Here is a 26,650-nt window from a genome sequence, read left to right on the forward strand (position 1 = left end):
CCACCACCCCACACCCCGGGGCGCTGTCCCCCCCACCCCCCCCGCCACCCCCCCTCGCGGGGCCACCCCCCCCGCGGGGGGGGGCCGCCGCGCCCCCCCCCGGCGCGGCCCCCCGCGGGCCGCGCCCCCGCTGCCGCCGGATATATCCGGGCCGCAGCGTGAGACGTCCCCCGGCGACGGTTGACGCCGCCGGAGGACGACTCCTACCCTCTCACTAGTTGGAAAAAGAATTCCGCAATACGGAAGTGCGAACGGACTGATGACGATGACGACTCCCGACCACGGACTGCGCTACGAGGCGAACTGCTCGCTGCTCTTCACGGAGGTGCCGCTGCTCGAGCGGCCCGCCGCCGCCAAGCAGGCCGGCTTCGACGCCGTCGAGTTCTGGTGGCCCTGGCCGGACCAGCCGGTCCCGTCCGACGCCGAGGTCGACGCCTTCCTCGCGGCCGTCCGCGACGCCGGCGTGCAGCTCGTCGGGCTCAACTTCTTCGCCGGCGACCTGGCCGGCCCCGACTGCGGGGTCCTGTCGGTCCCGGACCGGGTGCAGCAGTTCCGCGACAACGTCGACGTGACCGTCGGCATCGGCGAGCAGCTCGGCGTCCAGGCGTTCAACGCCCTGTTCGGCAACCGGGTCGACGGCGCGAGCCCCGAGCAGCAGGACGAGCTCGGCCGCGAGTCGATCGCCCTGGCGGCCAAGGCGGCCGACCGGATCGGCGCCTCGGTCCTCGTCGAGGCGGTCAGCGGCCCCAAGCCGTACCCGCTGCGGACCGCGGCCGACGCCGTCGCCGTCGTCGACGACGTCCGGGGGACCGGCGCCGCGAACGTCGGCTTCCTGCTCGACCTCTTCCACCTCGCCGCCAACGGCGACGACCTCGACGCCGCCATCGCGACGTACGCCGACCGCACGCTGCACGTCCAGGTCGCCGACTTCCCCGGTCGCGGGGAGCCCGGCACCGGCGAGCTCGACCTCCAGCGCCACCTCGGCCAGCTCGTCGCGCGCGGGTATGCCGGGTGGGTGGGCCTGGAGTACAAGCCCACCACCGCGACCACCCCCGAGAGCCTGGCCTGGCTCCCCCGCGAGCGACGCGCCTCGAACTGACGACACCTCCCCGGATCGGGGGTGCAGGAGTGACACATCCGTCACGGACGCACCCCCGAAACCGCCACAGCAAGGAGACAGACACATGAGCACCATCGCCTTCATCGGACTCGGCATCATGGGCAGCCCCATGGCGGTCCACCTGCAGAACGCGGGTCACGACGTCGTCGGCTACAACCCGAGCCCCGAGAAGACCAAGCCCCTCGTCGAGGCCGGCGGCCGCGCGGCCGGGTCCGTGGCGGACGCCGTCCGTGATGCCGAGGTCGTCGCCGTCATGGTGCCGGACAGCCCCGACGTGCAGGAGGTCCTGCTCGGGGAGGAGGGCGTCTTCGCCTCCGCCAAGGAGGGCACCCTCGTCATCGACTTCTCCAGCATCCGGCCCGACGTGACCGTCGAGCTCGCGAAGGCGGCGCAGGAGAAGGGGTTCCGGCTCCTCGACGCGCCGGTCTCCGGTGGCGAGGCGGGCGCGAAGAACGCCGCGCTGTCGATCATGGTCGGCGGCTCGGCGGAGGACTTCGCCGCGGCCGAGCCGGTCTTCAATGCGGTCGGCAAGACCGTCGTCCACGTCGGGAGCAACGGCGCCGGCCAGACCGTCAAGGCCGCGAACCAGCTCATCGTCGCCGCGAACATCCAGGCGCTGGCCGAGGCGGTCGTCTTCCTCCAGGCCTACGACGTCGACCTGCAGGCCGCGCTCGACGTCCTCGGTGGCGGCCTCGCCGGCTCCAAGGTCCTGGACCAGAAGCGGGACAACATGGCCAGGGGCAGCTTCGAGCCCGGGTTCCGGATCGACCTGCACCACAAGGACCTCGGCATCGTCACCTCGGCGGCCCGCGAGGCCGGGGTCGTCGTACCCGTCGGCGCGCTCGTCGCCCAGCTCATGGCGTCCGCCCGCGCCAACGGCGACGGCGGCCTCGACCACTCCGGCCTGCTGCGCGGCGTGCAGCGGCTCTCCGGCCGGCTCGACTCCTGAGCCGTCCCTCCCCAGCCACGCAGAACCTGTTCTAGGAGAACTCCCATGGCACGCATGACCGCGGCCCAGGCAGCCGTCGAGATCCTGAAGAAGGAGGGGGTGACGAACGTCTTCGGCCTCCCGGGGGCGGCGATCAACCCCTTCTACAAGGCGATGAAGACCAACGGCGGCCTGCACCACACGCTCGCCCGGCACGTCGAGGGCGCCTCGCACATGGCGGAGGGCTACACCCGCGCCAAGCCCGGCAACATCGGCGTCTGCGTCGGCACCTCCGGCCCGGCCGGCACCGACATGATCACCGGGCTCTACTCGGCCAGCGCCGACTCGATCCCGATCCTGTGCATCACCGGGCAGGCGCCGGTGGCCAAGCTGCACAAGGAGGACTTCCAGGCGGTCGACATCGCCTCGATCGCGGGGCCGCTCACCAAGATGGCGGTCACCGTGCTCGAGCCGGCCCAGGTGCCGGGGACGTTCCAGCAGGCGTTCCACCTCATGCGGTCCGGTCGTCCCGGCCCCGTCCTCATCGACCTGCCGATCGACGTGCAGATGGCCGAGATCGAGTTCGACGTCGAGACCTACGAGCCGCTGCCCGTCTACAAGCCCGCCGCGACCCGGGCCCAGGTGGAGAAGGCCCTCGACCTGCTCGAGGCGGGCGACAAGCCGCTCATCGTCGCCGGCGGCGGCGTCATCAACGCCGACGCGGCCGACCTGCTGCTCGAGCTGGCCGAGCTGACCGGCGTGCCGGTCGTCCCGACCCTCATGGGCTGGGGCACCGTCCCGGACGACCACCCGCTCAACGCCGGGATGGTGGGGCTGCAGACGAGCCACCGCTACGGCAACGCCACGATGCTCGAGTCCGACGTCGTCCTCGGCATCGGCAACCGGTGGGCGAACCGCCACACCGGCGACCTCGAGACCTACACGCAGGGCCGCACCTTCGTCCACGTCGACATCGAGCCGACCCAGATCGGCCGGGTCTTCGCCCCCGACTACGGCATCGTCTCCGACGGGAGGGCCGCGCTCGTGCTGTTCGTGGCCGCCGCCCGCGAGCGCAAGGAGGCCGGCCGCCTCAAGGACCGCTCCCAGTGGGCGCAGGCCTGCCAGGAGCGCAAGCGGACCCTGCTGCGCCGCACCAACTTCGACGTGACCCCGATCAAGCCGCAGCGGGTCTACCAGGAGATGAACCGCGCCTTCGGCCGCGACGTCCGCTACGTCTCGACCATCGGCCTGTCCCAGATCCAGGCCGCCCAGCTGCTCCACGTCTACAAGGACCGGCACTGGATCAACGCCGGCCAGGCAGGGCCCCTCGGCTGGACCGTCCCGGCCGCGATCGGTGTCGCCACGGCCTGCCCGGACGAGACGGTCGTCGCGCTCTCGGGCGACTACGACTTCCAGTTCATGATCGAGGAGCTGGCGGTCGGGGCGCAGTTCAACGTCCCCTACGTCCACGTCCTGGTGAACAACGCCTACCTCGGCCTGATCCGGCAGAGCCAGCGCGGGTTCGACATGGACTACTGCGTGCAGCTGTCCTTCGACAACGTCAACAGCCCCGAGGTCGGCGGCTACGGCGTCGACCACGTCAAGGTCGTCGAGGGCCTGGGCTGCAAGGCGATCCGGGTCACGGACCCCGACGAGATCCTGCCCGCGCTGGAGAAGGCGCAGGGCATGGCGCACGAGTACCGCGTGCCCGTCGTCGTCGAGGTCATCCTCGAGCGCGTCACCAACGTCTCGATGGGCACCTCGATCGCGAACGTCACCGAGTTCGAGGACCTCGCCGAGCACGGCGAGCACGCCCCGACCGCGGTCTTCGCCAACCTGGACTGAGGCCGTCGTGCCCCGCGTCCTCCTCGCCCCCGACAAGTTCAAGGGCACCCTCACCGCGGCCGAGGTGGCGGCCCACCTCGAGGCCGGCCTGCGCTCGGTCGTGCCGGACCTCGAGGTGGCCGTCGTCCCCGTCGCCGACGGGGGCGACGGCACCCTGGCCGCCGCCGAGGCGGCGGGGTTCGAGCGGGTGCCGGTGCGGGCCACCGGCCCGACCGGTATGCCGTGCTGGGCCGCCTACGGGCGCCGCGGCGACGAGGCCGTCATCGAGCTCGCCGAGGTCTCCGGCCTCGCCCGGCTCGGGGAGGGCGAGCTCGCACCGCTCACCGCCACGAGCCGGGGGACCGGCGACCTCGTGGCCGCCGCCCTCGACGCGGGCTGTCACCGGGTCGTCGTCGGGATCGGCGGCAGCGCGAGCACCGACGGCGGTGCCGGGCTGCTCCAGGGCCTCGGCGCCCGGATCAGCGGACGCCGGGGCCGCGCCCTCCACGCCGGTGGCGGTCCGCTGGTCGACGTCGTGTCGCTCGACCTGGGCGAGCTGCACCCGGGCCTCGCCTCCGCGGAGCTCGTCGTCGCGTGCGACGTGGACAACCCGCTCACCGGGCCCTCCGGGGCGGCGGCGGTCTACGGGCCGCAGAAGGGCGCCACACCCGACGACGTCCAGGCCCTCGACGTGGCCCTGTCGGCGTGGGCCGACGTCGTCGCCGGGGCCACGGGGCGCGACCTGCGGGACCTGCCCGGCGCCGGTGCGGCCGGCGGCGTGGGCTTCGCCCTGCTCGCCGTCCTCGGTGCGCGGATGCAGCCGGGGGCGCAGCTCGTCGCCGAGCTGACCGGTCTCGCCGACGCCGTGTGCACGGCCGACCTCGTCGTCACGGGGGAGGGCTCGCTCGACGAGCAGACCCTGCACGGGAAGGCCCCGGCGGCCGTGGCGGCTCTGGCGCGGGACAAGGGCGTGCCGGTCGTCGCCGTGGCAGGCCGGGTGGCGCTCGACCAGCCCGCGCTGCGGGCGGCCGGCGTCGGCACGGCATACGCCCTGCTCGAGGAGGCCACCGAGGAGCGGGAGGCGTTCGAGCGCCCCGGGCCGCTGCTCGAGCGGATCGGCGCGCGCATCGCGCGCGAGCACCTGGTGGGTGCGTCGTGAGGGTTGCCCGCGTGGGTGCCGCCGGTGCCGAGCGCCCCGTGGTCGTGGCGGCGGACGGGACCCTGCTCGACCTCGGTGGCGTGACCCCGGACGTCGACGCGGCGTTCCTGGGTGCCCTGGCCGCCATCGACCCCTCGACCCTCCCGGTCCTCGAGGCCCCCGGCGAGCACGACGGACCCCGCTTCGGGTCGCCGGTCGTGCGCCCGGGCAAGGTGGTCGGCATCGGCCTCAACTACCGCGACCACGCCGCCGAGGCAGGGATGCCGCTGCCGACCGAGCCGGTGGTCTTCCTCAAGGCGCCCACCTCCGTGAGCGGTCCCACCGACGACGTCGTCATGGTCCCGGGGTCGAGCACCACCGACTACGAGGTCGAGCTCGGCGTCGTGCTCGGGCGCGAGCTGCGGGGCGAGACCGACCCGGGACGTGCCATGGCGGCCGTGGCCGGCTACGTGCTCGCCCAGGACGTCTCGGACCGCGCCCTCCAGCTCGAGCGCGGCGGCACGTGGACCAAGGGCAAGTCCGCGGACACGTTCTGCCCCCTCGGCCCGTGGCTGGTCACGCCCGACGAGCTCGGCCCCGACGGGCCTGCCGGGGTGGCGCTGCGGCTCACGGTCGACGGAGAGCTCCGCCAGGACGGCTGCGCCTCGGACATGGTCTTCGGGGTCGGCGAGCTGCTCTGCTACACCAGCGGCGTCATGACCCTCGAGCCCGGCGACGTCGTGCTCACCGGCACGCCGGCCGGGGTGGCGATGGGCCGCCCCGAGCCCCGCCCGTACCTGCGCCACGGCCAGCTCGTCGAGGCCGACGGCGGCGTGCTCGGCCGGCAGCGGACCAGGGTCGTCGACCCCGGCGCCCCCACGGCCGTCGACGAGGAGGCAGCGGCAGGATGACCGGTACTGGTTACATGGCAGGCAGCGTCACCGCCGGCGTCCCGGCGTCGCGGTCGAGCGAGAGGAACCCCGTGAGCGACAGCCCCCTGACCGACAGCCCCCGGACCGACGCGTCCGGCAGCGAGCCGGTGGCCTTCCGTGCGCGGCGGGCCGTCGTGGGCGACCGCGAGGTGGCGGCGACGGTGGTCGTGGCCGGAGGCCGGGTCGTCGCGGTGGAGGCCTTCGACGCCGACGTCACGGACGGCACCCGCGTGGTCGAGCTCGCCCCCGACGAGGTTCTGCTCCCCGGCCTGGTCGACACCCACGTGCACGTCAACGAGCCCGGCCGCACCGACTGGGAGGGGTTCGCCAGCGCGACCCGCGCCGCGGCGGCCGGTGGCGTCACGACGGTCATCGACATGCCCCTCAACAGCATCCCGCCGACCACCACCGTCGAGGCGCTGCGCACCAAGCAGGACGTGGCCCGCGACCAGGCGTGGGTCGACGTGGGCTTCTGGGGCGGTGCCATCCCGGGCAACGTCGCCGACCTGCGACCGCTGCGCGACGCCGGCGTCTTCGGCTTCAAGTGCTTCCTGCTCCACTCGGGCGTGGACGAGTTCCCCCACCTCACGACGCCGGAGATGCGCGAGGCCCTCGCCGAGATCGCGTCGTTCGACGGGCTGCTCATCGTGCACGCCGAGGACGCCGAGGTGATCGACGCGTCGGCCTCGCCGGGTGGTCGGGCGTATGCCGACTTCCTCGGCTCCCGCCCGCGCGAGGCCGAGGAGCGCGCCATCCGCACCGTCGTCGACGCCGTGCGCGACACCGGCGGCCGGGCGCACATCCTCCACCTGTCCGACGCCGACGCCCTGCCGATGCTGGCCGACGCCCGCGCCGAGGGGCTCGCCCTGTCGGTCGAGACGTGCCCGCACTACCTGACCCTCGAGGCCGAGGGCATCCCCGACGGCGCCACGCAGTTCAAGTGCTGCCCGCCGATCCGCGAGCACGAGAACCGCGACCGCCTCTGGCAGGGCCTGGCCGACGGCACCATCGCGACGATCGTGTCCGACCACTCGCCGAGCACGGCCGACCTCAAGCTGCTCGACGCGGGCGACTTCGGCCAGGCGTGGGGCGGCATCGCCGGCCTCCAGCTGGGCCTGCCCGCGATCTGGTCCGAGGCGCGCGAGCGGGGCCACGACCTCGCGGACGTCGTGCGCTGGATGGGCCGCAACACCGCCGACCAGGTCGGCCTGCACGACCGCGGCCGGATCGAGGTGGGTGCGACCGCGGACCTCGTGGTCTTCGCCCCCGACGAGCGGTTCACCGTCGACGTCGCCGCCCTGCACCACAAGAACCCCGTGTCGGCGTATGCCGGTCGCGAGCTCACCGGGGTCGTGCGCCAGACCTGGCTGCACGGCACACCCGTCGACACCGATGACGCCCCCCGCGGGCAGCTCCTGAGGAGAGGACAGCCATGACCGCCGCCACGCCGCCCCGGTACCACGTGCCCACGGGGGGCCTGCCGCCCCAGACCCAGCTGACGACCGACCGCGCCGTCTTCACCGAGGCGTACGCGGTCCTGCCGCGCGGCACGATGACCGACATCGTCACCAGCCAGCTGCCGTTCTGGGAGCAGACGCGGCTGTGGGTCATCGCGCGACCGCTGTCCGGGTTCGCCGAGACGTTCTCGCAGTACATCGTCGAGGTGCAGCCCGGCGGCGGCTCGGACCGTCCCGAGGGTGACCCGGGCGCCGAGGGCGTGCTGTTCGTCGTGGGCGGCACCCTCACGCTCACGCTCGACGACACCGCGCACGAGCTCGCGCCCGGCGGGTACGCCTTCCTGCCGCCCGGCCAGCGCTGGACCCTGCGCAACACCGGCGAGGAGGCCGCGACCTTCCACTGGGTGCGCAAGGCCTACCAGCGGGTCGAGGGCATCGACCTGCCCGAGGCGTTCGTGACCAACGAGGCCGACGTCGAGGGTCGCGAGATGCCCGACACGGACGGCGCCTGGACCACCCAGCGGTTCGTCGACCCGATGGACGTACGGCACGACATGCACGTCAACATCGTCAACTTCGAGCCCGGTGGCGCGATCCCGTTCCCCGAGACCCACGTCATGGAGCACGGCCTCTACGTCCTGGAGGGCAAGGCGGTCTACCTGCTCAACAACGACTGGGTCGAGGTGCAGGAGGGCGACTTCATGTGGTTGCGCGCGTTCTGCCCCCAGGCCTGCTATGCAGGGGGTCCCGGACGCTTCCGCTACCTGCTGTACAAGGACGTCAACCGGCACGCGGTGCTGAGCCGGCAGCTGCTCTGACCGGACAGGATCCGAGGACGAGCGCTGCTCCCGCCGGAGCAGCCCTCGAGGAGGAGGTGCGATGACCCAGCCGCGGCGACGGTCGGGGATCGTCGGCCTGCTCGTGCGCCCCGAGGGGTACGTCTCCGGCCCGCAGGTCCTGTCCGAGCTGCGGCGGGTCATCGCCTCGGGCGAGGTGCCACCGGGCAGCCCGATCCCGCTGGACGACGTCGCCGCCTTCTTCGGTGTCAGCCTCATCCCGGTGCGCGAGGCGCTCAAGACCCTGCTCGGGGAGGGCCTGCTCGAGCACCAGCCGCGCCTGGGCTACACCGTCACCCAGCTCAGCCCCGCCGAGATCGACGAGCTCTACGTCGTCCGCGGGGCGCTGGAGGCCGCGGCGCTCGACGCGGCCGTCCACAACGCCGGCGCCGCCGACCACGAGCGCGCCGCCCGGGCGCACGCCCGCATGGGAGAGGCGGTCGAGGCCGCGGACGCCGAGGGCTTCCAACGGGCCAGCCGCGAGTTCCACATGGCGCTGCTCGAGCCGTGCCGGATGCCGCGCCTGCTCCACATGCTCGACATCGCCTGGAACGTCACCGAGCCGGTCCAGACGATGATGCGCGTCACCGACGCCGAACGCGCCCACATGCGGGCCGACCACGAGGAGATGCTCGCGGCGTTCGTCGCCCGCGACGCCGACCGCCTGCGCGAGACGGCGCAGGCCCACCACGAGCGCCTGTGCGCGGCCGTGGCCCGCGGCGGACAGGGCCGGGCAGGCGCGGGAAGTTAACCCGCCCGCAACAGATATACGCAGATATACGGTTCACGACATTCCCCGGAAACCGTTGTCTCCCTAGGGTTTGAGCAATTCTCAGACCGGGAGGTCAGCATGACCCAGATCCAGCCAGCGCCGCTCACCGAGTCCGCCGCCGCCGATGCCGGCTTCGCGACCCACCACGGCCCCCACGACCACGGAGCGGGGACGGGGCTGATCAAGCCCTCGTACGACCCGCGCCTGGCCAACGAGGACCTCGCACCCCTCCGGGACCAGAACTGGTCCTGGTACAACATCTTCGCCTTCTGGATGTCCGACGTGCACAGCGTCGGCGGGTACATCACCGCCGGCAGCCTGTTCGCCCTCGGCCTCACGAGCTGGCAGGTCTTCATCTGCCTGATCGTCGGCATCACCATCGTCCTCGGCTTCTGCAACCTCGTGGCCAAGCCCAGCCAGCGCACCGGCGTCCCCTACCCGGTCATCTGCCGCTCGGTCTTCGGGGTCCTCGGAGCCAACATCCCCGCCATCATCCGTGGCCTGATCGCCGTCGCCTGGTACGGCATCCAGACCTACCTCGCGTCGGCGTCGCTCGACATCCTCCTCGTGCGGATCTGGCCCGGCCTCGAGCCGTACTCCAACGTCGCCCAGCACGGCTTCCTCGGCCTCTCGACGCTCGGCTACGTCACGTTCGCGATCCTGTGGGTCGCCCAGGCCGCGGTCTTCTGGACCGGCATGGACACCATCCGCCGCTTCATCGACTTCGCCGGCCCGGCCGTCTACGTCGTGATGATCGCGCTGTGCGTCTACCTGCTGTCCAAGGCGGGCTGGAGCGTCGACCTCAACCTGTCCAACCACACCCTCTCGGGCACCCAGATGTTCACGACGATGCTCGCCGCGACCGCCCTGGTGGTGTCGTACTTCTCCGGCCCGATGCTCAACTTCGGTGACTTCTCCCGCTACGGCCGCACGTTCAAGGCGGTCAAGCAGGGCAACTTCTGGGGCCTGCCGGTCAACTTCGTCTTCTTCTCGCTGCTGACCGTCCTCACCGCCGCCGCGACCCTGCCGGTCTACGGCAAGCTCATCACCGACCCGGTCGAGACCGTGGGCCACATCGACAACACCTACGCCCTCGTCCTGGCCGCACTGACCTTCACGACCGCCACCATCGGCATCAACATCGTCGCCAACTTCGTCAGCCCCGCGTTCGACTTCTCCAACGTCGCGCCGCAGAAGATCAGCTGGCGGATGGGCGGCATGATCGCGGCCGTCGGGTCGGTGCTGCTGACCCCGTGGAACCTCTACAACAGCCCGGAGACGATCCACTACACGCTGGACACGCTCGGTGCCTTCATCGGCCCGCTGTTCGGGGTCCTCATCGCCCACTACTACGCCGTGCACAAGCAGCGGGTCTGCATCGACGACCTGTTCACGCTCGACCCGTCCGGCGCCTACCACTACAAGCGCGGCTACAACCCGCCGGCGATCATCGCGACGGCACTCGCGGCCCTGTGCGCCCTGGCGGTGGTGTTCGTCCCCGGTGCCAAGGTCCTCGACGACTACAGCTGGTTCATCGGGTGCGGCGTCGGCTTCGTCGCCTACGCCCTGCTCGCTCCCCGGATGGGCGTCTCGGACCGCGTCCTCGACTCGAAGAAGTGCGTCAAGTGACCATCCGGATCAGCGTGGTCAACCCCAACACCACGCAGTCGATGACCGCCCTGATCGAGGCGGAGGCCCGCAGGGTCGCCGCCCCGGACACGGTGGTGACGGGCCGGACGCCGGCGATGGGACCGGCATCCATCGAGAGCCACTACGACGAGGCGCTCGCGGTGCCCGGCCTCCTCCAGGTCGTCCGCGAGGACACCGAGGCCGACGCGTTCGTCCTGGCCTGCTTCGGGGACCCCGGTCTGGACGCTGCCCGCGAGGCGGCGTCCAGGCCGGTCATCGGGATCGCCGAGGCGGCGATGAAGACCGCGTCGCTGCTCGGCCGCTCGTTCAGCGTCGTGACGACGCTGAGCCGCACCGTCGGCCGGGCGTGGGACCTCGCACGGGTCTACGGCCTGGAGCGCCAGTGCGCCGGGGTGCACGCCTGCGACATCCCCGTCCTCGAGCTCGAGGAGGACCGCGACCGGACGTATGCCGTGATCCTCTCGTTCGCGAAGACGGCGATGGCCCAGGACGGCAGCGACGCGGTGGTCCTCGGGTGCGCGGGGATGGCCGGCCTGCCCGAGCTGCTCAGCGCGGAGCTCGGCGTCCCCGTCGTGGACGGGGTGGCCGCCGCCACGGTGATGGCCGAGGGGATCGTGCGGCTCGGGCTCCAGCCGTCGACGCACGGCGAGCTCGCGCCCCCGCCGCCCAAGGCCTACACCGGCATCCTCGCGGGGTTCGGCCGCGGCTGAGGCCCGGGAGCACAGGCCCCCGCCACCCAGCGTCCCCGGACCGCCCCTGCCGGCAGCACGGGCGGTCCGGGGTCACCCTGTGGGTGCGGTTTCGGGAGCGGGATTCCACCTGGTGAAATCCCGCTCCCGAAACCCTTGATTCAACAGTTTGTTGAGAGCTACCGTCGTCGGAACCTCGGCGGCCGTTGTTCTGCATGGATAACCGACGGCCCGCCTCACGCACCGAACCATGCACCTGCCCGGACGGGCTGGTGGATGATGGACCCCGACGACGGGGCGACGGGAGCGCGCGATGGCTGCGAACGACGGACACGGCGGCGGACACCAGGTCACGGTCAACGGGACGACCTGCTCGCTGCAGGGCACCGACCCGGCGACGAACGCCCTGGACTGGCTGCGCGGCCAAGGCCTGACCGGCGCCAAGGAGGGCTGCGCCGAGGGCGAGTGCGGCGCCTGCTCGGTGATGGTCGCCCGCCCCGACGGCGACGGGGGCACCCGGTGGACCGCGGTCAACGCCTGCCTCGTCCCGGCGGCCGCCCTCGACGGCCAGGAGGTCGTCACCTCCGAGGGCCTCGGGACGCCCGACGCGCTCCACCCCGTGCAGCGGGAGATGGCGGTGCGTGGCGGGTCGCAGTGCGGCTACTGCACCCCGGGCTTCATCTGCAGCATGGCGGCCGAGTTCTACCGCCCGGACCGGGCGCCGGTGGCCGCGGGCTCGGCTGCGGCCGGGACCGAGGGCAACGGCCACCGCCCTGGGGGCGGCTCGGGTCAGCACGGCGCCGACCACGAGTGCGGGCCGAACGGGTTCGACCTGCACGCCCTGTCGGGCAACCTGTGCCGCTGCACCGGGTACCGGCCGATCCGCGACGCGGCCTACGCGCTCGGCAGCCCCGAGGCGGACGACCCCTTCGCCGCCCGGGTTCGCGAGCCCGCTCCCGCTGCGGCGTCCACCCGGCTGAGCGGCCCGAGCGGCACGTACGCCCGCCCGGCCGACCTCGCCGAGGCGCTGGGCCTGCTCGCCGAGCACCCGGACGCCGTCCTCGTGGCCGGCTCGACCGACTGGGGCGTGGAGACGAACGTCCGCGGCTCGCGGGCGGAGTTCGCGATCGGCATCGACCGGCTCCCCGAGCTGCGGACCCTCGACGTCGGCGACGACGTCATCGAGGTCGGCGCTGCCCTGAGCCTGTCCGAGGTCGAGCGCGGCCTGGCCGGACGCGTGCCCCTGCTGGACCAGCTCTTCCCGCAGTTCGCCTCGCGGCTCATCCGCAACGGCGCCACCCTCGGTGGCAACCTGGGCACCGGGTCCCCGATCGGCGACACCCCTCCTGCCCTGCTGGCCCTCGAGGCCGAGCTCGTGCTCGCCTCCGCCGGTGGGGAGCGGGTCGTCGCCCTCGCGGACTACTTCACCGGGTACCGCCAGACCCTCCGCGAGCCCGGCGAGCTGATCCGGGCGGTGCGGATCCCGTTGCCGCTCAGCGGTGTCACCGCCTTCCACAAGATCGCCAAGCGCCGCTTCGACGACATCTCCAGCGTCGCCGTCGGGTTCGCCCTCGACGTCGTCGACGGCCACGTGGCCAAGGCCCGTATCGGCCTGGGCGGCGTGGCCGCGACGCCCATCCGCGGGCTCGCCACCGAGGCCGCGCTCGAGGGCCGGCCGTGGACGCGGGAGACCGCGCGCGCCGCCGCGGCGGTGATGCGCACCGAGGGGACACCGATGGACGACCACCGCGCCAGCGCGGCATACCGGGCGGCGACGCTCGGCACCGCCCTGCTGAAGCTGCACGCCGACACCGCGACCCCGCAGGAGGTGGGGGCATGACCACCGACGCCACGGCCACCGACACGACGGCCACCACGCCCAGCCCCCTGTCCCGCCGCCCTGACAACCCCGTCGTGGGGGAGTCGATCCCGCACGAGGCGGCGGCCCTGCACGTCACGGGCCAGGCGCTCTACACCGACGACCTCATCGGGCGCACGCCCGGCGTGCTGCACGCGCACCCGGTGCAGGCGCCGCACGCCCACGCGCGTGTCACCCGGCTCGACGTGGCTCCCGCGCTCGCCGTCCCGGGCGTGGTGCGCGTGCTCACCGCCGACGACGTGCCCGGCGTCAACGACGCCGGGGTCAAGCACGACGAGCCGCTCTTCCCCTCCGAGGTCATGTTCTTCGGGCACTCGGTCTGCTGGGTCCTCGGCGAGACGCTCGAGGCCGCCCGCCTCGGGTCAATGGCCGTCGAGGTCGAGTACGAGCCGCTCCCGTCGCTGGTGACGGTCACGGAAGCCATTGCGGCAGAGAGCTTCCAGGGTGGCCAGCCGACGATGGAGCGCGGTGAGGTCGATACCGCCTTCGAGGGCGCACCGCACGTGTTCAGCGGCGAGTTCGAGTTCGCCGGCCAGGAGCACTTCTACCTCGAGACCCACTGCTCGCTGGCGCAGGTCGACGAGAACGGCCAGGTCTTCGTCCAGTGCAGCACCCAGCACCCGACCGAGACCCAGGACATCGTCGCCCACGTCCTCGGGCTGCCGAGCCACGCCGTGACCGTGCAGTGCCTGCGCATGGGCGGCGGCTTCGGTGGCAAGGAGATGCAGCCGCACGGGTATGCCGCGATCGCCGCCCTCGGGGCGACCCTCACCGGCCGCCCGGTGCGCCTGCGCCTGTCGCGGGCCCAGGACATGACGATGTCGGGCAAGCGGCACGGCTTCCACGCCCAGTGGCGGGTCGCGTTCGACGACGACGGCATGCTGCAGGCGCTCGACGCCACCCTCACCAGCGACGGCGGCTGGAGCCTGGACCTGTCCGAGCCGGTGCTGGCCCGCGCGCTCTGCCACATCGACAACGCCTACTGGATCCCGAACGTCCGGGTGAACGGCCGGATCGCCAAGACGCACAAGACGTCCCAGACGGCGTTCCGCGGCTTCGGCGGCCCGCAGGGCATGCTCGTGACCGAGGACATCCTCGGCCGCTGCGCCCCGCTGCTCGGCATCGACGCTGCCGACCTGCGTCGCCGCAACTTCTACCGCGAGGGCCAGAGCACCCCCTACGGCCAGCCCGTGCGCCACCCCGAGCGGGCCGGCTGGTGCTGGGACCAGGTCGTCGAGAGCGGCGACCTCCACGCCCGCCGTCGTGAGGTCGCGGCATGGAACGAGGCGCACGAGCACACCAAGCGCGGGCTGGCCATCACGCCGGTGAAGTTCGGGATCTCGTTCAACTTCACTGCGTTCAACCAGGCCGGCGCGCTCGTCCACGTCTACAAGGACGGGTCGGTCCTCATCAGCCACGGCGGCACCGAGATGGGCCAGGGCCTGCACACCAAGATGCTCCAGGTCGCGGCCACCGCCCTCGGGGTCCCGCTGTCCATGGTGCGGCTCGCGCCGACGCGCACCGACAAGGTGCCGAACACCTCGGCCACGGCGGCGAGCTCCGGCGCCGACCTCAACGGCGGCGCGGTCAAGGACGCCTGCGAGCAGATCCTCGAGCGGCTGCGCCCGCTGCGCGAGGACCCGGCCAACGCCGGGCTGTCCTGGCCCGAGCTGGTGAGCAAGGCGTACTTCCAGCGGGTCCAGCTCTGGGCGGCTGGCTTCTACCGCACCGAGGGGCTGCACTGGGACTCCTCGGTCATGCACGGGTCGCCGTTCAAGTACTTCGCCTACGGCGCTGCCGCGGCCGAGGTCGAGGTCGACGGCTTCACCGGTGCCTACCGGCTGCGGCGGGTCGACATCGTGCACGACGTCGGCGACAGCCTGTCGCCGCTGGTCGACATCGGCCAGGTCGAGGGCGGGTTCGTCCAGGGCACGGGCTGGCTCACCCTGGAGGACCTGCGCTGGGACGAGTCCGACCGACCGACCCGCGGCCGGCTCGCCACCCAGGCGGCCAGCACCTACAAGCTGCCGAGCCTGTCGGAGATGCCCGAGGTCTTCAACGTCGCGCTGCTCGACCGCGCGCACGAGGACGGCGCCGTCTACGGCTCCAAGGCCGTCGGCGAGCCCCCGCTCATGCTGGCCTTCTCGGTGCGCGAGGCGCTGCGCCAGGCGGCCGCCGCGTTCGGCCCGGCCGGCACCAGCGTCGACCTCGCCTCCCCGGCCACGCCCGAGGCCGTCTTCTGGGCGGTCGAGGAGGCTCGCGGCGGCGCCGAGCCGCCGCACATGACCCCCCTGCGCGCGGGCGCACCCGGCGAGGTGCCGGACCAGCCCGGGGACGGTGCGCCGCGGCTGCACCCGCACTCCGAGCGGGTCGCCGAGCCGGCCGGCCAGACAGGAGCCTGAGGTGTCGTGGGCCCGGGCCGTCGAGCGGCTCCGGCGGGAGAGACGCGCCGGCGTGCTCGTCACGCTGGCGTCGGTGCGCGGGCACTCACCGCGCGAGGCCGGCGCCAAGATGGTGGTCGCGGCGGACGCCACCTGGGACAGCATCGGCGGCGGCAACCTCGAGGCGACGGCGGTCGCGCGCGCCCGCGCCATGCTCGCCGAGGGCGCCCGTGTGCCCGAGCAGCTCGAGCTGGCGCTCAACGAGCGGGCGCCGGTCGAGCACGGCCAGCAGTGCTGCGGCGGCGAGGTCGTCATCCTGCTCGAGCCGCTGGCCGTCGTCCCGGCCGTGGCGGTCTTCGGCATGGGCCACGTCGGCCTCGAGCTCGCACGGGTGCTCGCCCGGCACGACCTCGAGCTGCACCTGGTCGACTCCCGCGCCGACCAGCTCGAGCCGGCCCGGCTCCGGGCGCTCGACGACGCCGTCGCCCGGGTGCACGTGCACCACGCACCCGTGCCCGAGCTGGTCCTCGGCCAGGTCCCGCCCGGCACCCACGTGCTCGTCATGACCCACGACCACGCCGAGGACGCCGCCCTGTGCGACGCCGCGCTGCGGTGCGGGCACCTCGGCTCGATCGGGCTCATCGGCTCGTCGGCGAAGTGGCGCCGCTTCGCCAAGCGCCTTGCGGCAGAGGGTCATTCGCCGCAGGACCTCGAGCGCATCCACACGCCGATCGGCATACCCTCGCTCGCCGGCAAGGAACCCGCCGTCATCGCCGTCGCCGTCGCGGCGGAGCTGCTCGAGTCGTTCGCCCACGAGCGGGCGGAGGTGTCCCGGTGATCATCCGCGCGACCGTCCTCGACACGCCAGCCGACCCCTTCGCCGGGGGCGAGCTCCGCTCGGAGGAGGACTGCGGCCTGCTCGTCGAGCACGGAGTCATCACGGCGCGCGGGCCGTTCGCGGAAGTCCGCGCCGCCCACCGCGACGAGGAGGTCCTCGACCTGCGCGAGGGCATGGTGCTGCCGGGGCTCGTCGACACCCACGTGCACTTCCCGCAGGTCCGCGTCATCGGCGGCCTGGGCATGCCCCTGCTCGACTGGCTCGACCAGTGCGCCCTGCCGGAGGAGATCCGGATGCGCGAGGTCGACTACGCCCGCGGCGTGGCGCGAGACTTCGTCACCGGCCTGGTCGACGCCGGCACCACCACAGCCCTCGTCTTCGGCTCGCACTTCGCCTCCGCCGTCGACGTCATGTTCGAGGCCGCGGACCTCTGGGGGCTGCGCGTCGCGACGGGCCTGGTCACGTCCGACCGCATCCTGCCCGAGCCGCTGCTCACCACCCCCGAGCGGGCGCACGAGGAGGCGTGCGGGCTCGCCGCCCGCTGGCACGGCAAGGGCCGCCTGCGGTATGCCGTGACGCCGCGCTTCTCCCTGTCCGCCAGCGACGCCCTGCTGGAGTCGTGCGCCGCGACGATGTCCGCGGTCGACGGCGCGCTGTTCACCTCGCACGTCAACGAGAACCTCCGGGAGATCGAGGAGGTCGGCGCCCTGTTCGACGGGGCGTCCTACGTCGACACCTACGACCGGCACGGCCTGCTCGGCCGCCGCTCGGTGCTGGCGCACAACGTGCACCCGACCGACGCCGAGCTGGCCACCCTGGCGGCGCGCGACGCCTCGGTCGCCCACTGCCCGACGAGCAACGCAGCCCTCGGGTCCGGGCTCTTCCCCCTGCGGCGGCACGTCGAGGCCGGGGTGCGGGTGGGCATGGGTTCTGACGTGGGCGCCGGCACCGGCTTCTCGATGCTCAAGGAGGGTCTGCAGGCGTACTTCATGCAGCGCCTGCTGGCCGACGAGGGCTTGCCGCTCACCTCGGCGCACCTGCTCTGGCTCTGCACCGCCGCCGGGGCGCGGGCGCTCGGGCTGGGGGACGAGGTCGGCGACCTGTCCGTGGGGAAGCAGTTCGACGCAGTGTGGCTGCTGCCCGAGGCGGGTGACCCGCTCGCGGTCGGGCTCGGCAACGCCAAGTCGCCACTCGACGCCCTGTCCAAGGTGTTCGCGCTCGGCACGACCTCGGACGTCGGGGGCGTGTGGGTCGGTGGCGACCAGATCGCCGCGAGCCGCTGGCGGATGCCGCCCCGCCGCTAGGCGTGGGCCGCCCCACCGCGGCATACGAAGATTGGGCACTTCTTCGGCCTCTAGGGAAAGGTTCCCGGCCACAGTGAAGAAGTGCCCAATCTTCGGGGCCCGGCTTACCCGGGCCCCGACGGCGCGGCTGAGGTCAGGCGCGCTCGGCGCGCAGCACCTCGTCGTAGGCCGGCAGGGTCAGGAAGTCGGGGAAGTCGGGGTCGATCGCGCACTCGACGAACAGCTTGCGGGCCGTCTCGAGCGAGGCGCGCACCGCCTCGTCGTCGCCCGCGGAGTCGAGCAGGCCGGCATACTCCTCCTCCACCACGCGGTCCACGAGGTCGCGGGTGACCTTCTCCCCGGACTCGAGCTCGGCCTCGGAGTTCAGCCACTGCCAGATCTGCGAGCGCGAGATCTCGGCGGTCGCGGCGTCCTCCATGAGGTTGTGGATGCCGACCGCGCCGTTGCCGCGCAGCCACGCCTGGAGGTACTGGATGCCGACCGTGACGTTGCCGCGCAGGCCGTCGAGGGTGCGCTCGCCGGGCGTCTTCGAGGCGGCGAGCAGGTCGTCGGCAGCCACGGAGACGTCGTCGCGCTGCTTGGCGAGCTGGTTGGGGGAGTCGCCGAGCGTCTCGGTGAAGACCTCCTTGCACAGGTCGACCATGCCGGGGTGGGCCACCCACGACCCGTCGAAGCCGGCCGCGGCCTCGCGCTCCTTGTCGGCCCGGACCTTGGCGAACGCCTGCTCGTTGACCTCGGGGTCCTTGCTCGGGATGAAGGCCGCCATGCCACCGATCGCGAAGGCGCCGCGCTTGTGGCAGGTCTGCACGAGCAGGTCGCTGTACGCCTTCATCATCGGCGCGTTCATGGTGACCGCGTTGCGGTCCGGGAGGGTGAACTCGGGCCCGGAGTCGCGGAAGTACTTGATGATCGAGAACAGGTAGTCCCAGCGCCCGGCGTTGAGGCCGGCGGCGTGGTCGCGCAGCTCGTAGAGGATCTCGTCCATCTCGAACGCGGCCGGGATGGTCTCGATGAGGACGGTCGCGCGCACCGAGCCCTGCGGGACGCCGAGGTGGTCCTGGGCGAACGTGAAGACGTCGTTCCAGAGCCGGGCCTCGAGGTGGCTCTCCATCTTCGGCAGGTAGAAGTACGGACCGCTGTGCCGCGCGAGGAGCTCGGTGGCGTTGTGGAAGAAGTAGAGGCCGAAGTCGACGAGCCCGCCGACCAGCGGCGTGCCGTCGAGGGTGAGGTGCTTCTCGTCGAGGTGCCAGCCACGCGGCCGGGGGACGATCACGGGGATCGAGTCGGGCGTGTTGAGCGCGTAGTGCTTGCCCTCGGGCGTGGTCAGCTCGATGGTGCGGCGGACGGCGTCCTTGAGGTTGACCTGGCCGCCGATCACGTTCTGCCAATGGGGCGTGTTGGCGTCCTCGAGGTCGGCGAGCCAGACCTTCGCTCCGGAGTTGAGGGCGTTGATCGCCATCTTGCGCTCGGTCGGGCCGGTGATCTCGACGCGGCGGTCGCGGAAGTCCGCGGGTGCCTCGGCGACCCGCCAGTCGCCCTCGCGGACCTCCTTCGTCTCCTCGAGGAAGTCGAGGCGGCCGGTCCGCGAGACCTGCGCGCGACGCTCCTTGCGCGCGGCGAGCAGCTCGTCGCGCCGGGGCCCGAACCGGGTCTGCAGCTCGGCGAGGAACGCGAGTGCCTCGGGGGTGAGGATCTCCTCGCTCCGCTCGACGGTGCTGGGGGCGTCCACGGTCACGGTGCTGTCCGACATGCCAGTCCTCGGGTCTCGATGGGGAGGTGCCACCGTCGAGCACGGCGGCGGGCTACGATTGTTCCATGATACGGAATCTTCCTTTCACTGGCATCCGTCGCGGGTCAGATATATGAGCGCCGCGACGTCCGGTGCCGGGGCCCCGGCCGCCGGTCCCGGCAGTGCCGGTGCGAAGGGGACCGGTGGGGTCCAGTCGCTCGAGCGTGCCTTCGCGATCCTCGAGACGATGGCCGACGCCGGCGGTGTCATCAGCCTGTCGCAGCTCGCGAACGACGCGCAGCTGCCCCTGCCGACCATCCACCGGCTCGTGCGCACGCTCGTCGACCTCGGCTACGTCCGGCAGGAGGCGTCGCGCCAGTACTCGCTCGGCCCGCGCCTGATCCGCCTCGGCGACACCACCTCGCGCATGCTCGGCCGATGGGCGCGGCCGCACATGGAGCGCCTCGCCCACGAGCTGGGCGAGTCGGTCAACCTCGCCATGCTCGACGGCGACCAGATCGTCTACGTCGGACAGGTGATGGCGTCGCGCAACTCGATGCGCATGTTCACCGAGGTGGGACGCCGGGTGCTGCCCCACTCCACCGGGGTGGGCAAGGCGATCATGGCCTCGATGGACCGGGACGAGGTGCTCGCGCTGCTCGACCGCACCGGTATGCCGGCGATGACGAGCCACACGATCACGACGCCGGGCGCGTTTGTCGCCGAGCTGGACCGCACCCTCGAGCGCGGGTACGCCCTCGACGAGGGGGAGCAGGAGGTCGGCGTGCGCTGCGTGGCCGTGGCCGTGCCCGACGCGCCCCAGCCGCTCGCCCTGTCGGTGTCCGGTCCGCTGCCGCGGATGACCGACGACTTCGTCGCCGAGGCCGTCGAGCCGCTGCACCAGGCCGCCGAGGCCGTTGCCGCCCAGATGCGGGGCGCCACCGGCTGACCGGTGCCCCGATGGCGCCCCGTGCAACGGGCGCCGTCGGGCACCCCACGGGCCGGCCACGCTCCGTCCAACGGGCGCCGTCGGGTCCGTGAACTTCGCGTGCGAAGGGGACGTCGCCGCCCGGGGCGGTCCCGTCCCGGGGCACGCTGGGCCCATGGCATACGGCGCAGGGTCCCTGCCGCTCGCGGTCGCGCACCGGGGTGGGGCGGGCCTCGCACCCGAGAACACGATGGCGGCGTTCGCGCGGGCGGCGGCCCTGGGCTTCCGCTACCTCGAGACCGACGTCCGGCTCACTGCGGACGGCGAGCTGCTCTGCTTCCACGACGCGACGCTGGACCGCGTCACGGGCCTGCGCGGACCGGTCCGGCGGCACACCCTGGCCCAGGTGCGGGCCACCCCGGTCGACGGGCGCGAGCCGGTGGTGACCCTGGGTGAGGCGCTGGCGGCCCTGCCGGACGCGAACTTCACCGTCGACCTCAAGGACCGCGCCGCCATCGCCCCGCTCGCGAAACTGTTGCAGGACAAGGACGTCCGTGACCGCGTCTGCGTGGCGGGTGCGTGGGACGAGTGGCTGGACGAGCTGCGCGCCCGCGTGCCGGGGGTGCACACGGCACTGGGCTGGCGGTCGCTCACCGCGCTGGTCACCTCGACCCGTGCGCGTATGCCGTGTGCCCGGCGGTTCGCCACGGCCGAGTTCGCCCACGTGCCGCTGCGGCTGGGACGGGTGCCGGTGTTCGCGGAGCGGCTGGTCGACGGTGCGCACCGCATCGGTGTGCGGGTCGTCGTGTGGACGGTCGACGACCCGGTGGTGATGTCGCGCCTGCTCGACGCGGGCGTCGACGGCGTCATCACCGACCGGCCGGACGTCCTGCGCGAGGTGCTGGTGGCCCGCGGCGCGTGGACGCCGATGCCGGGTCCTGCGCCCACGACCGACGGTTCGCGGGCGATGGGGCCCGGGCCGGCGGGTTCGCGCGCTGACCGGGACCTGTCCGGGGCTTGACCCGCAGCAGAACAAGCGCCGGATACGGTCCCTGCAGGGCTCGGGGGAGCCCGGGACGAGGGGGCGTCATGGAGCCAGCCGTGCCCGTGGAGGACACGACGGCGGAGCTGGTGAAGCTGGTGGCACGGTGGAGTGCCCTGTTCGTGCGGTCGGTCGAGCTGAGCGCCGCTGCCGGTCGAGGACGGGCGCCGGACGGGGTGTGGCTGCTGGGTGAGGGCAACGTGCAGATCCGCGAGCGGCTGGCGCACGTGGAGGCGCGCTGTCGCCGGTCGGTGCGTGCCCTCCAGCCGGGAGGGCCGTTCGACCCGACCGACGACGAGCCGGAGCGCGACGCGCTGTCCCGGCGCCGCGGCATACGGATGGAGATGGTGGCCCCGGAGCGTGCCGGCGTCGTCAATCCCTACCTGCGCACCGTCAACCCGCATGCCCGCTGCGGGCCCGTGCTGGGCCCGGCGATCCTGGTCGACGACGTGTGCGCCGTGCTGCCCGGGGTGCCGACCAGGCAGGGCGGGAACACGGCGTGGGTCTTCACGCGGCCGGAGGTCGTCGCGGACGTGGTGGCGCTGTGGCGCACCACCGCCCAGCTGTCGCGACCCGCGACGGAGACGGCCTGGCCGCGGCTGACGACGCGACAGTTCACCATCGCCAGGGAGCGCGCCCTCGGACGCACCCATGCCGCGATCGCCCGGGCGGTGGGCATCTCCGAACGCACGGTCTCGCACGAGCTGGCCGAGGTCGACCGCCGCGTGCGCACCCTCGTGCCGGCCGGCTGAGCACCGCGCTCCCGCCGGCGACCACGGCGAGGTCACCTGCAGACGGCGGTGCACCACCCGGCCGGTCGCCGGGTGGTGCACCGCGTCGGGTTGCCCGAGGTGAACCTCAGCAGCCCTTGTAGCCGACGTTGCGCACGGTGATCTCCTTGCCGCAGAACACGGGCCGCACGGCATACCGGGTGCCGTTGACGATCTTGTGGATCGCGACGTGCAGGTGGCAGGACCCGGTGCCGGTGTTGCTGCTGTAGCCGGCGGGCTTGAGGGTCCCGACCGTCTGGCCGACGCCGTACTGGAGGTTCTTCATGTGCGTCAGCTTCTGCTCGTACAGGGCGCCGTTGATGGTCTTGCGCAGGTACATGCTCCCCGTGCCGGTCGAGATGGCATAGACGGTCATGTTGTCCCAGCTGGCGTAGATCGGCTGCCCGCAGGCGCTGAGGCCGCCGGTCGGCGTCATGTCGAGCGCGTAGTTGTCCGCGAGGTGGTCGCCGTTGTAGTAGTCGACGTGGGTGGGGGCGGTGTTGTAGCCGTAGCCCGTCAGGGCCCACGACTGGGAGTACAGCCAGGGCGACGCGCCGGACGGAGCCAGCTCGTTGAGCGTGTGGGCCTGGGCCGGGCTGCCCACCAGGGCGGTGATGAAGGCGGCGACCAGGGCCACGGCGGTGGCAAGGACGGCGGCGCGGGTGCGGCCGCGCCGGGCGGGAGTCGGGGTGGTGTGCTCGATGGCGGTGTGCACGGATCCTCCTGTGGATGGTTCGGACGCGAGCCGGAGCGGCTGCGCGACCGATCCCATCGCGGCGGCTGATCCGTCGGACAGGTCCGGTGCCGGAACCCGTCACCGTCCTTGGCGCGCCTGGAGGTGCCGTGGTAGGGACCGGGCCCGACACGGCCGAGCGCCCGACCCGCTGGTGCGGACCGGGCGCTCGGTCGGTGGGCTCAGTCGTCCTGGGAGAGGTTCTGCAGAGCCTTGACCTCGTCGCGCGCCGCCACGACGGCGGTGTGCTGCTGCTGGACCAGCGCGCGGAAGCCGTCGCTGAGGTCGTCCTCGTCGAGCGCCTTCTCGTACTCGGAGACGGCGTGGTCCTCGCCGGTCACCGCGGCGCCGATGACGCCCGAGGCGTCGTCGCCCGTGAGGGCGTCCTTGAGCGAGAGCCAGCCGCGGTGCAGCGCAGCCGTCGCGGTGCCGCCCTTGTCGACGTCGTCGCCGTACTCGTGACCCATGGCGACGATGTCGCGGGCGAAGCCGGCCCGCTGCTCCGACAAGCGCTGGAACGTCGCGGCGGCCTCCGGGTGGTCGCTGTCGCGCAGCTTGTCCGCGGCAGAGGCGAAGCCCTTCTCGCCGTCCTTGAGGGTCTCGACGAGCTCCTTGGCGACCTTTGCGTCAGCTGACATGCGGTACTCCTTCGGTGTCGGTCGGCCCTGCGTGTCGTGCCGATCTGTCTCCCTCGACCCTGACACAGGTCCGGCGTCCTCGCAGGTCAGGCGGTCACTCGACGGGCTGCGAGCCCACCGCTGCGGGGTGTTCGTCGCCGCTGCACCAGTGACCGATCCGCCGGCACCACCCTCTGCTGGGTCGGCACGAACCTCTGCTAGCAGAGGTTCGCGCGCTCAGCGCAGGATGCACACTCTGCTGAGTGCGCCTACCTCTGCTGAGGACCCGGCCGCACGGCAGGCAGGCTCGTCCCCCGGACGTCACGGCACACCTCGAGCAGCGGGGGTGTGCCGGCGCTCAGGGGAGGCGGCGGCCGAGGAAGAGGGCGCCGGGGAAGGTGTCGTCGAGCACCTCGAAGCCCAGCCGGCCGTAGAACCGCACCGCGCGCTCGTTGGCGGTCCCGACGCCGAGGTGGACCCCCGGCGACCCGGCCGCCGCGAGCTGGGCGAAGAGCCGTTCGAGCAGCACGCGACCCCAACCGCCGCCCTGCCAGCGCGGCAGCAGGTCGACGTGCAGGTGCGACGGGTGCTGCGCGACTACGTGCGCCGGCGCGACCGGCGGCTCGTGCAGCAGGTGCACCAGCCGGGCATCCGCGGTCCCCTCCGGCACCGAGCCCTCCGGGTGGGCGGACCGCAGGGCCGGCCACCACTCGCGCTCGCAGCGCGCCTCGAACGCCCGGGTGTCGAGGGTGCCCACGACGTAGCCCTCGGCCCCCGCGCCGTCGTCGAGCACGGACGCGAGCTCGGGCTCGAACTCCAGGTAGGCACCCAGGTAGACCTCGGGCAGCAGCCGCGGCACGGCATACAGGTCGCTGGCGTCCTCGCCCTCGGCCCCGGTGCGCACGCACACCTGGTAGAGCGCGGCCCGGTCGCGCGGGGTGTACCCGCGGACCGGGCCGCTCGTGCCCTCCGGCGGCGCCTCTGCTGGACCGCCGTCGTCCGCCACGTCGGGGATGGCTCAGTCCTCGGAGGAGGCGCCGGAGGACATGCCCTGCTTGATCAGGCTCATGACCGAGGAGTCGGCCAGCGTCGTGACGTCGCCGACCTCGCGGTTCTCGGCCACGTCGCGCAGCAGACGGCGCATGATCTTGCCGGAGCGCGTCTTCGGCAGCTCGGGCACGACCATGATCTGCCGTGGCTTGGCGATCGGGCCGATCTCCTTGGCCACGTGGTTGCGCAGCTCCTGCACGGTCTCGTCGCCGTGGTCCTCGGCGCCACCGCGCAGGATGACGAACGCGCACACGGCCTGGCCGGTCGTCTCGTCGGTCGCGCCCACCACGGCGGCCTCCGCGACCGACGGGTGCGACACCAGAGCGGACTCGATCTCCGCCGTCGACAGGCGGTGCCCCGAGACGTTCATGACGTCGTCGACCCGGCCGAGCAGCCAGATGTTGCCCAACTCGTCGTACTTCGCACCGTCGCCGGCGAAGTAGTACTTCTCGCCGAACCGGCTCCAGTACGTCTCCTTGTACCGCTCGGGGTCGCCCCAGATGCCGCGCAGCATCGACGGCCACGGCTTGGTGAGGACGAGGTAGCCGACCTTCTCCGGCTCGGTGAAGGGGTTGCCGTCGTCGTCGAGGATCTCCGCGCTGATGCCGGGGATCGGCTTCTGCGCCGAGCCGGGCTCGAGGTCGGTGACGCCCGGCAGCGGGCTGATCATGATCGCCCCGGTCTCGGTCTGCCACCAGGTGTCGACGATGGGGCAGCGGTCCGACCCGATGTGCTTGCGGTACCAGAGCCACGCCTCGGGGTTGATCGGCTCGCCGACGGAGCCGAGGACGCGCAGCGACGACAGGTCGTTCTTCGCCGGGATGTCGTCGCCCCATTTCATGAACGTCCGGATCGCGGTGGGGGCCGTGTAGAGGATCGTCACCTTGTACTTCTCGACGATCTCCCACCAGCGGCCCTGGTGCGGGGTGTCCGGCGTGCCCTCGTAGATGACCTGCGTGGCACCGTTGGCCAGCGGCCCGTAGACGATGTACGAGTGGCCGGTCACCCAGCCCACGTCGGCCGTGCACCAGTAGACGTCGCTCTCCGGGTGGACGTCGTGCACCACGGAGTTCGTGTATGCCGCCTGGGTCAGGTAGCCGCCCGTCGTGTGGAAGATGCCCTTGGGCTTCCCGGTCGTGCCGCTCGTGTAGAGGATGAACAGGGGGTGCTCGCTGTCGTGCGCGGGCGCCTCGTGCTGGTCGCTGGCGGACTCGACGGCCTCGTGCCACCACACGTCGCGCGAGTCGTCCCACTCGACCTCCTGCTCGGTGCGACGGACCACGAGCACCTTCTCCACCGGCGAGCCGTCCACCGTGACCGCCTCGTCGACCGCGGCCTTGAGGGGGGCGGGCTTGCCGCGGCGGAACTGCCCGTCGCTGGTGACGACGACCTTGGCCTCCGCGTCGGCGATCCGCGTGCGCAGCGCGTCGGCCGAGAACCCGCCGAAGACCACCGAGTGCGGGGCGCCGATCCGCGCGCAGGCCAGCATGGTCACGACGGTCTCGGGGATCATCGGCATGTAGATCGCGACCCGGTCACCCTTGCGAACTCCCAGGTCCTGCAACGCGTTCGACGCCTTCGCGACGTCACGCTGCAGGTCGGCATACGTGATGGTGCGGGTGTCCCCGCCCTCGCCCTCGAAGTGGATGGCGACGCGGTCGCCGTTGCCGGCCTCGACGTGCCGGTCGACGCAGTTGTATGCCGCGTTGAGCTCGCCGCCGACGTACCACTTGGCGAAGGGGGCGCCGCTCCAGTCGAGCGTCTGCCCGAAGTCGGTGGCCCAGCTGATCCGCTCGCGCGCCTGGGTGGCCCAGAAGCCCTCGAAGTCGGCGGCCGCCTCGTCGTACAGCCCCGCCTGCCCGTTGGCCTGCTCGGCGAACTCGGCGCTCGGCTCGAATGACGTGGACTGGGACACGGTGGACCTCCTGGCATCAACGACAGGCGGCTCGGTGGGCGAGCACGCGGTTACCTGCCCAGCCAACCCGCATCCGCCGCGCGGGACAAGGGGAGGGCCGGCTCGGCTCGACCGACGG

The 26,650-nt window shown here is 72.6% G+C and carries 22 protein-coding genes; 17 read left to right on the forward strand and 5 right to left on the reverse strand.

Annotation, left to right across the window (positions count from 1 at the left end):
- Positions 1-265 precede the first annotated feature (265 nt).
- The 14 genes from J2X64_RS09805 to J2X64_RS09870 all read left to right on the forward strand — a co-directional run bounded on the left by J2X64_RS09805 (position 266) and on the right by J2X64_RS09870 (position 17,748).
- Positions 266-1,099 (forward strand): TIM barrel protein, encoded by an 834-nt coding sequence (locus tag J2X64_RS09805; RefSeq protein WP_310153230.1) that lies wholly within the window; start codon positions 266-268, stop codon positions 1,097-1,099.
- A gap of 85 nt (positions 1,100-1,184) precedes the next feature.
- Positions 1,185-2,069 carry a 2-hydroxy-3-oxopropionate reductase gene (locus tag J2X64_RS09810; RefSeq protein WP_310153232.1) on the forward strand — a complete coding sequence of 295 codons (885 nt, stop codon included), beginning with the start codon at positions 1,185-1,187 and terminating at the stop codon, positions 2,067-2,069.
- 45 nt (positions 2,070-2,114) lie between these two features.
- Entirely contained in the window at positions 2,115-3,893 is a 1,779-nt protein-coding gene (gcl, locus tag J2X64_RS09815) for a glyoxylate carboligase (RefSeq protein ID WP_310153235.1), read from the forward strand.
- A gap of 7 nt (positions 3,894-3,900) precedes the next feature.
- Positions 3,901-5,031 carry a glycerate kinase gene (locus J2X64_RS09820; protein WP_310153237.1) on the forward strand — a complete coding sequence of 377 codons (1,131 nt, stop codon included), beginning with the start codon at positions 3,901-3,903 and terminating at the stop codon, positions 5,029-5,031.
- 11 nt (positions 5,032-5,042) lie between these two features.
- On the forward strand, positions 5,043-5,921 hold the full coding sequence (locus tag J2X64_RS09825; protein ID WP_310153239.1) for a fumarylacetoacetate hydrolase family protein: 879 nt from the start codon (positions 5,043-5,045) through the stop codon (positions 5,919-5,921).
- A gap of 71 nt (positions 5,922-5,992) precedes the next feature.
- On the forward strand, positions 5,993-7,378 hold the full coding sequence (gene allB, locus J2X64_RS09830; RefSeq protein ID WP_310153241.1) for an allantoinase AllB: 1,386 nt from the start codon (positions 5,993-5,995) through the stop codon (positions 7,376-7,378).
- Positions 7,375-8,217: a bifunctional allantoicase/(S)-ureidoglycine aminohydrolase gene (locus J2X64_RS09835; protein ID WP_310153242.1), complete on the forward strand. Its 843-nt coding sequence runs from the start codon at positions 7,375-7,377 to the stop codon at positions 8,215-8,217. The genes allB and J2X64_RS09835 overlap by 4 nt, the downstream gene beginning before the upstream one ends.
- Positions 8,218-8,278: 61 nt before the next feature.
- A complete protein-coding gene (locus tag J2X64_RS09840; RefSeq protein ID WP_310153244.1) occupies positions 8,279-8,986 on the forward strand; it encodes a GntR family transcriptional regulator in 708 nt (235 codons plus the stop codon).
- A 99-nt stretch (positions 8,987-9,085) separates the two neighbouring features.
- Positions 9,086-10,636: an NCS1 family nucleobase:cation symporter-1 gene (locus tag J2X64_RS09845; RefSeq protein ID WP_310153247.1), complete on the forward strand. Its 1,551-nt coding sequence runs from the start codon at positions 9,086-9,088 to the stop codon at positions 10,634-10,636.
- The gene (locus tag J2X64_RS09850; RefSeq protein WP_310153249.1) at positions 10,633-11,367 is read left to right on the forward strand and encodes an aspartate/glutamate racemase family protein; all 735 of its coding nucleotides are present in this window, start codon (positions 10,633-10,635) and stop codon (positions 11,365-11,367) included. Before J2X64_RS09845 ends, J2X64_RS09850 begins: the two co-directional genes overlap by 4 nt.
- Before the next feature lie 292 nt (positions 11,368-11,659).
- Positions 11,660-13,186, forward strand: coding sequence for an FAD binding domain-containing protein (locus J2X64_RS09855; protein ID WP_310153252.1), 1,527 nt, complete (start codon positions 11,660-11,662; stop codon positions 13,184-13,186).
- Positions 13,183-15,627: a xanthine dehydrogenase molybdopterin binding subunit gene (xdhB, locus tag J2X64_RS09860; RefSeq protein WP_310153255.1), complete on the forward strand. Its 2,445-nt coding sequence runs from the start codon at positions 13,183-13,185 to the stop codon at positions 15,625-15,627. Before J2X64_RS09855 ends, xdhB begins: the two co-directional genes overlap by 4 nt.
- Position 15,628: 1 nt before the next feature.
- The gene (gene xdhC / locus J2X64_RS09865; RefSeq protein ID WP_310153258.1) at positions 15,629-16,444 is read left to right on the forward strand and encodes a xanthine dehydrogenase accessory protein XdhC; all 816 of its coding nucleotides are present in this window, start codon (positions 15,629-15,631) and stop codon (positions 16,442-16,444) included.
- Positions 16,441-17,748 (forward strand): guanine deaminase, encoded by a 1,308-nt coding sequence (locus J2X64_RS09870; RefSeq protein WP_310153261.1) that lies wholly within the window; start codon positions 16,441-16,443, stop codon positions 17,746-17,748. Before xdhC ends, J2X64_RS09870 begins: the two co-directional genes overlap by 4 nt.
- A 133-nt stretch (positions 17,749-17,881) precedes the next feature.
- Here J2X64_RS09870 and aceB read toward each other — a convergent pair whose 3' ends face one another.
- On the reverse strand, positions 17,882-19,498 hold the full coding sequence (gene aceB, locus J2X64_RS09875) for a malate synthase A (RefSeq protein WP_310153265.1): 1,617 nt from the start codon (positions 19,496-19,498) through the stop codon (positions 17,882-17,884).
- 112 nt (positions 19,499-19,610) lie between these two features.
- On the opposite strand from aceB, the gene J2X64_RS09880 reads away from it, so the two are divergent.
- The 3 genes from J2X64_RS09880 to J2X64_RS09890 all read left to right on the forward strand — a co-directional run bounded on the left by J2X64_RS09880 (position 19,611) and on the right by J2X64_RS09890 (position 22,199).
- The gene (locus tag J2X64_RS09880; protein WP_310153268.1) at positions 19,611-20,426 is read left to right on the forward strand and encodes an IclR family transcriptional regulator; all 816 of its coding nucleotides are present in this window, start codon (positions 19,611-19,613) and stop codon (positions 20,424-20,426) included.
- A gap of 154 nt (positions 20,427-20,580) precedes the next feature.
- On the forward strand, positions 20,581-21,426 hold the full coding sequence (locus J2X64_RS09885; RefSeq protein ID WP_310153271.1) for a glycerophosphodiester phosphodiesterase family protein: 846 nt from the start codon (positions 20,581-20,583) through the stop codon (positions 21,424-21,426).
- A 68-nt stretch (positions 21,427-21,494) separates the two neighbouring features.
- Complete coding sequence (locus tag J2X64_RS09890) at positions 21,495-22,199, forward strand: LuxR C-terminal-related transcriptional regulator (protein ID WP_310153274.1); 705 nt, start codon at positions 21,495-21,497, stop codon at positions 22,197-22,199.
- A 106-nt stretch (positions 22,200-22,305) separates the two neighbouring features.
- Here J2X64_RS09890 and J2X64_RS09895 read toward each other — a convergent pair whose 3' ends face one another.
- From J2X64_RS09895 to acs, 4 genes are all read right to left on the reverse strand, one after another.
- Positions 22,306-22,932: a hypothetical protein gene (locus J2X64_RS09895; RefSeq protein WP_310153276.1), complete on the reverse strand. Its 627-nt coding sequence runs from the start codon at positions 22,930-22,932 to the stop codon at positions 22,306-22,308.
- A gap of 200 nt (positions 22,933-23,132) precedes the next feature.
- The gene (locus J2X64_RS09900) at positions 23,133-23,588 is read right to left on the reverse strand and encodes a PA2169 family four-helix-bundle protein (protein ID WP_310153278.1); all 456 of its coding nucleotides are present in this window, start codon (positions 23,586-23,588) and stop codon (positions 23,133-23,135) included.
- Between the two features lie 337 nt (positions 23,589-23,925).
- Positions 23,926-24,573 carry a GNAT family N-acetyltransferase gene (locus J2X64_RS09905; protein WP_310153282.1) on the reverse strand — a complete coding sequence of 216 codons (648 nt, stop codon included), beginning with the start codon at positions 24,571-24,573 and terminating at the stop codon, positions 23,926-23,928.
- 12 nt (positions 24,574-24,585) lie between these two features.
- Positions 24,586-26,532 (reverse strand): acetate--CoA ligase, encoded by a 1,947-nt coding sequence (gene acs / locus J2X64_RS09910; protein ID WP_310153285.1) that lies wholly within the window; start codon positions 26,530-26,532, stop codon positions 24,586-24,588.
- Positions 26,533-26,650 lie beyond the last annotated feature (118 nt).

It is taken from the genome of Phycicoccus sp. 3266, assembly GCF_031456495.1.
GTDB lineage: Bacteria > Actinomycetota > Actinomycetes > Actinomycetales > Dermatophilaceae > Pedococcus.

Excerpts from the sequence above, each read along its gene's own strand:
- J2X64_RS09805 (WP_310153230.1), top strand. The coding sequence starts at position 266 with ATGACGACTCCCGACCACGGACTGCGCTACGAGGCGAACTGCTCGCTG.
- J2X64_RS09810 (WP_310153232.1), top strand. The coding sequence starts at position 1,185 with ATGAGCACCATCGCCTTCATCGGACTCGGCATCATGGGCAGCCCCATG.
- gcl (WP_310153235.1), top strand. The coding sequence starts at position 2,115 with ATGGCACGCATGACCGCGGCCCAGGCAGCCGTCGAGATCCTGAAGAAG.
- J2X64_RS09835 (WP_310153242.1), top strand. The coding sequence starts at position 7,375 with ATGACCGCCGCCACGCCGCCCCGGTACCACGTGCCCACGGGGGGCCTG.
- J2X64_RS09840 (WP_310153244.1), top strand. The coding sequence starts at position 8,279 with ATGACCCAGCCGCGGCGACGGTCGGGGATCGTCGGCCTGCTCGTGCGC.
- J2X64_RS09845 (WP_310153247.1), top strand. The coding sequence starts at position 9,086 with ATGACCCAGATCCAGCCAGCGCCGCTCACCGAGTCCGCCGCCGCCGAT.
- J2X64_RS09855 (WP_310153252.1), top strand. The coding sequence starts at position 11,660 with ATGGCTGCGAACGACGGACACGGCGGCGGACACCAGGTCACGGTCAAC.
- xdhB (WP_310153255.1), top strand. The coding sequence starts at position 13,183 with ATGACCACCGACGCCACGGCCACCGACACGACGGCCACCACGCCCAGC.
- aceB (WP_310153265.1), bottom strand. The coding sequence starts at position 19,498 with ATGTCGGACAGCACCGTGACCGTGGACGCCCCCAGCACCGTCGAGCGG.
- J2X64_RS09880 (WP_310153268.1), top strand. The coding sequence starts at position 19,611 with ATGAGCGCCGCGACGTCCGGTGCCGGGGCCCCGGCCGCCGGTCCCGGC.
- J2X64_RS09885 (WP_310153271.1), top strand. The coding sequence starts at position 20,581 with ATGGCATACGGCGCAGGGTCCCTGCCGCTCGCGGTCGCGCACCGGGGT.
- J2X64_RS09890 (WP_310153274.1), top strand. The coding sequence starts at position 21,495 with ATGGAGCCAGCCGTGCCCGTGGAGGACACGACGGCGGAGCTGGTGAAG.
- J2X64_RS09900 (WP_310153278.1), bottom strand. The coding sequence starts at position 23,588 with ATGTCAGCTGACGCAAAGGTCGCCAAGGAGCTCGTCGAGACCCTCAAG.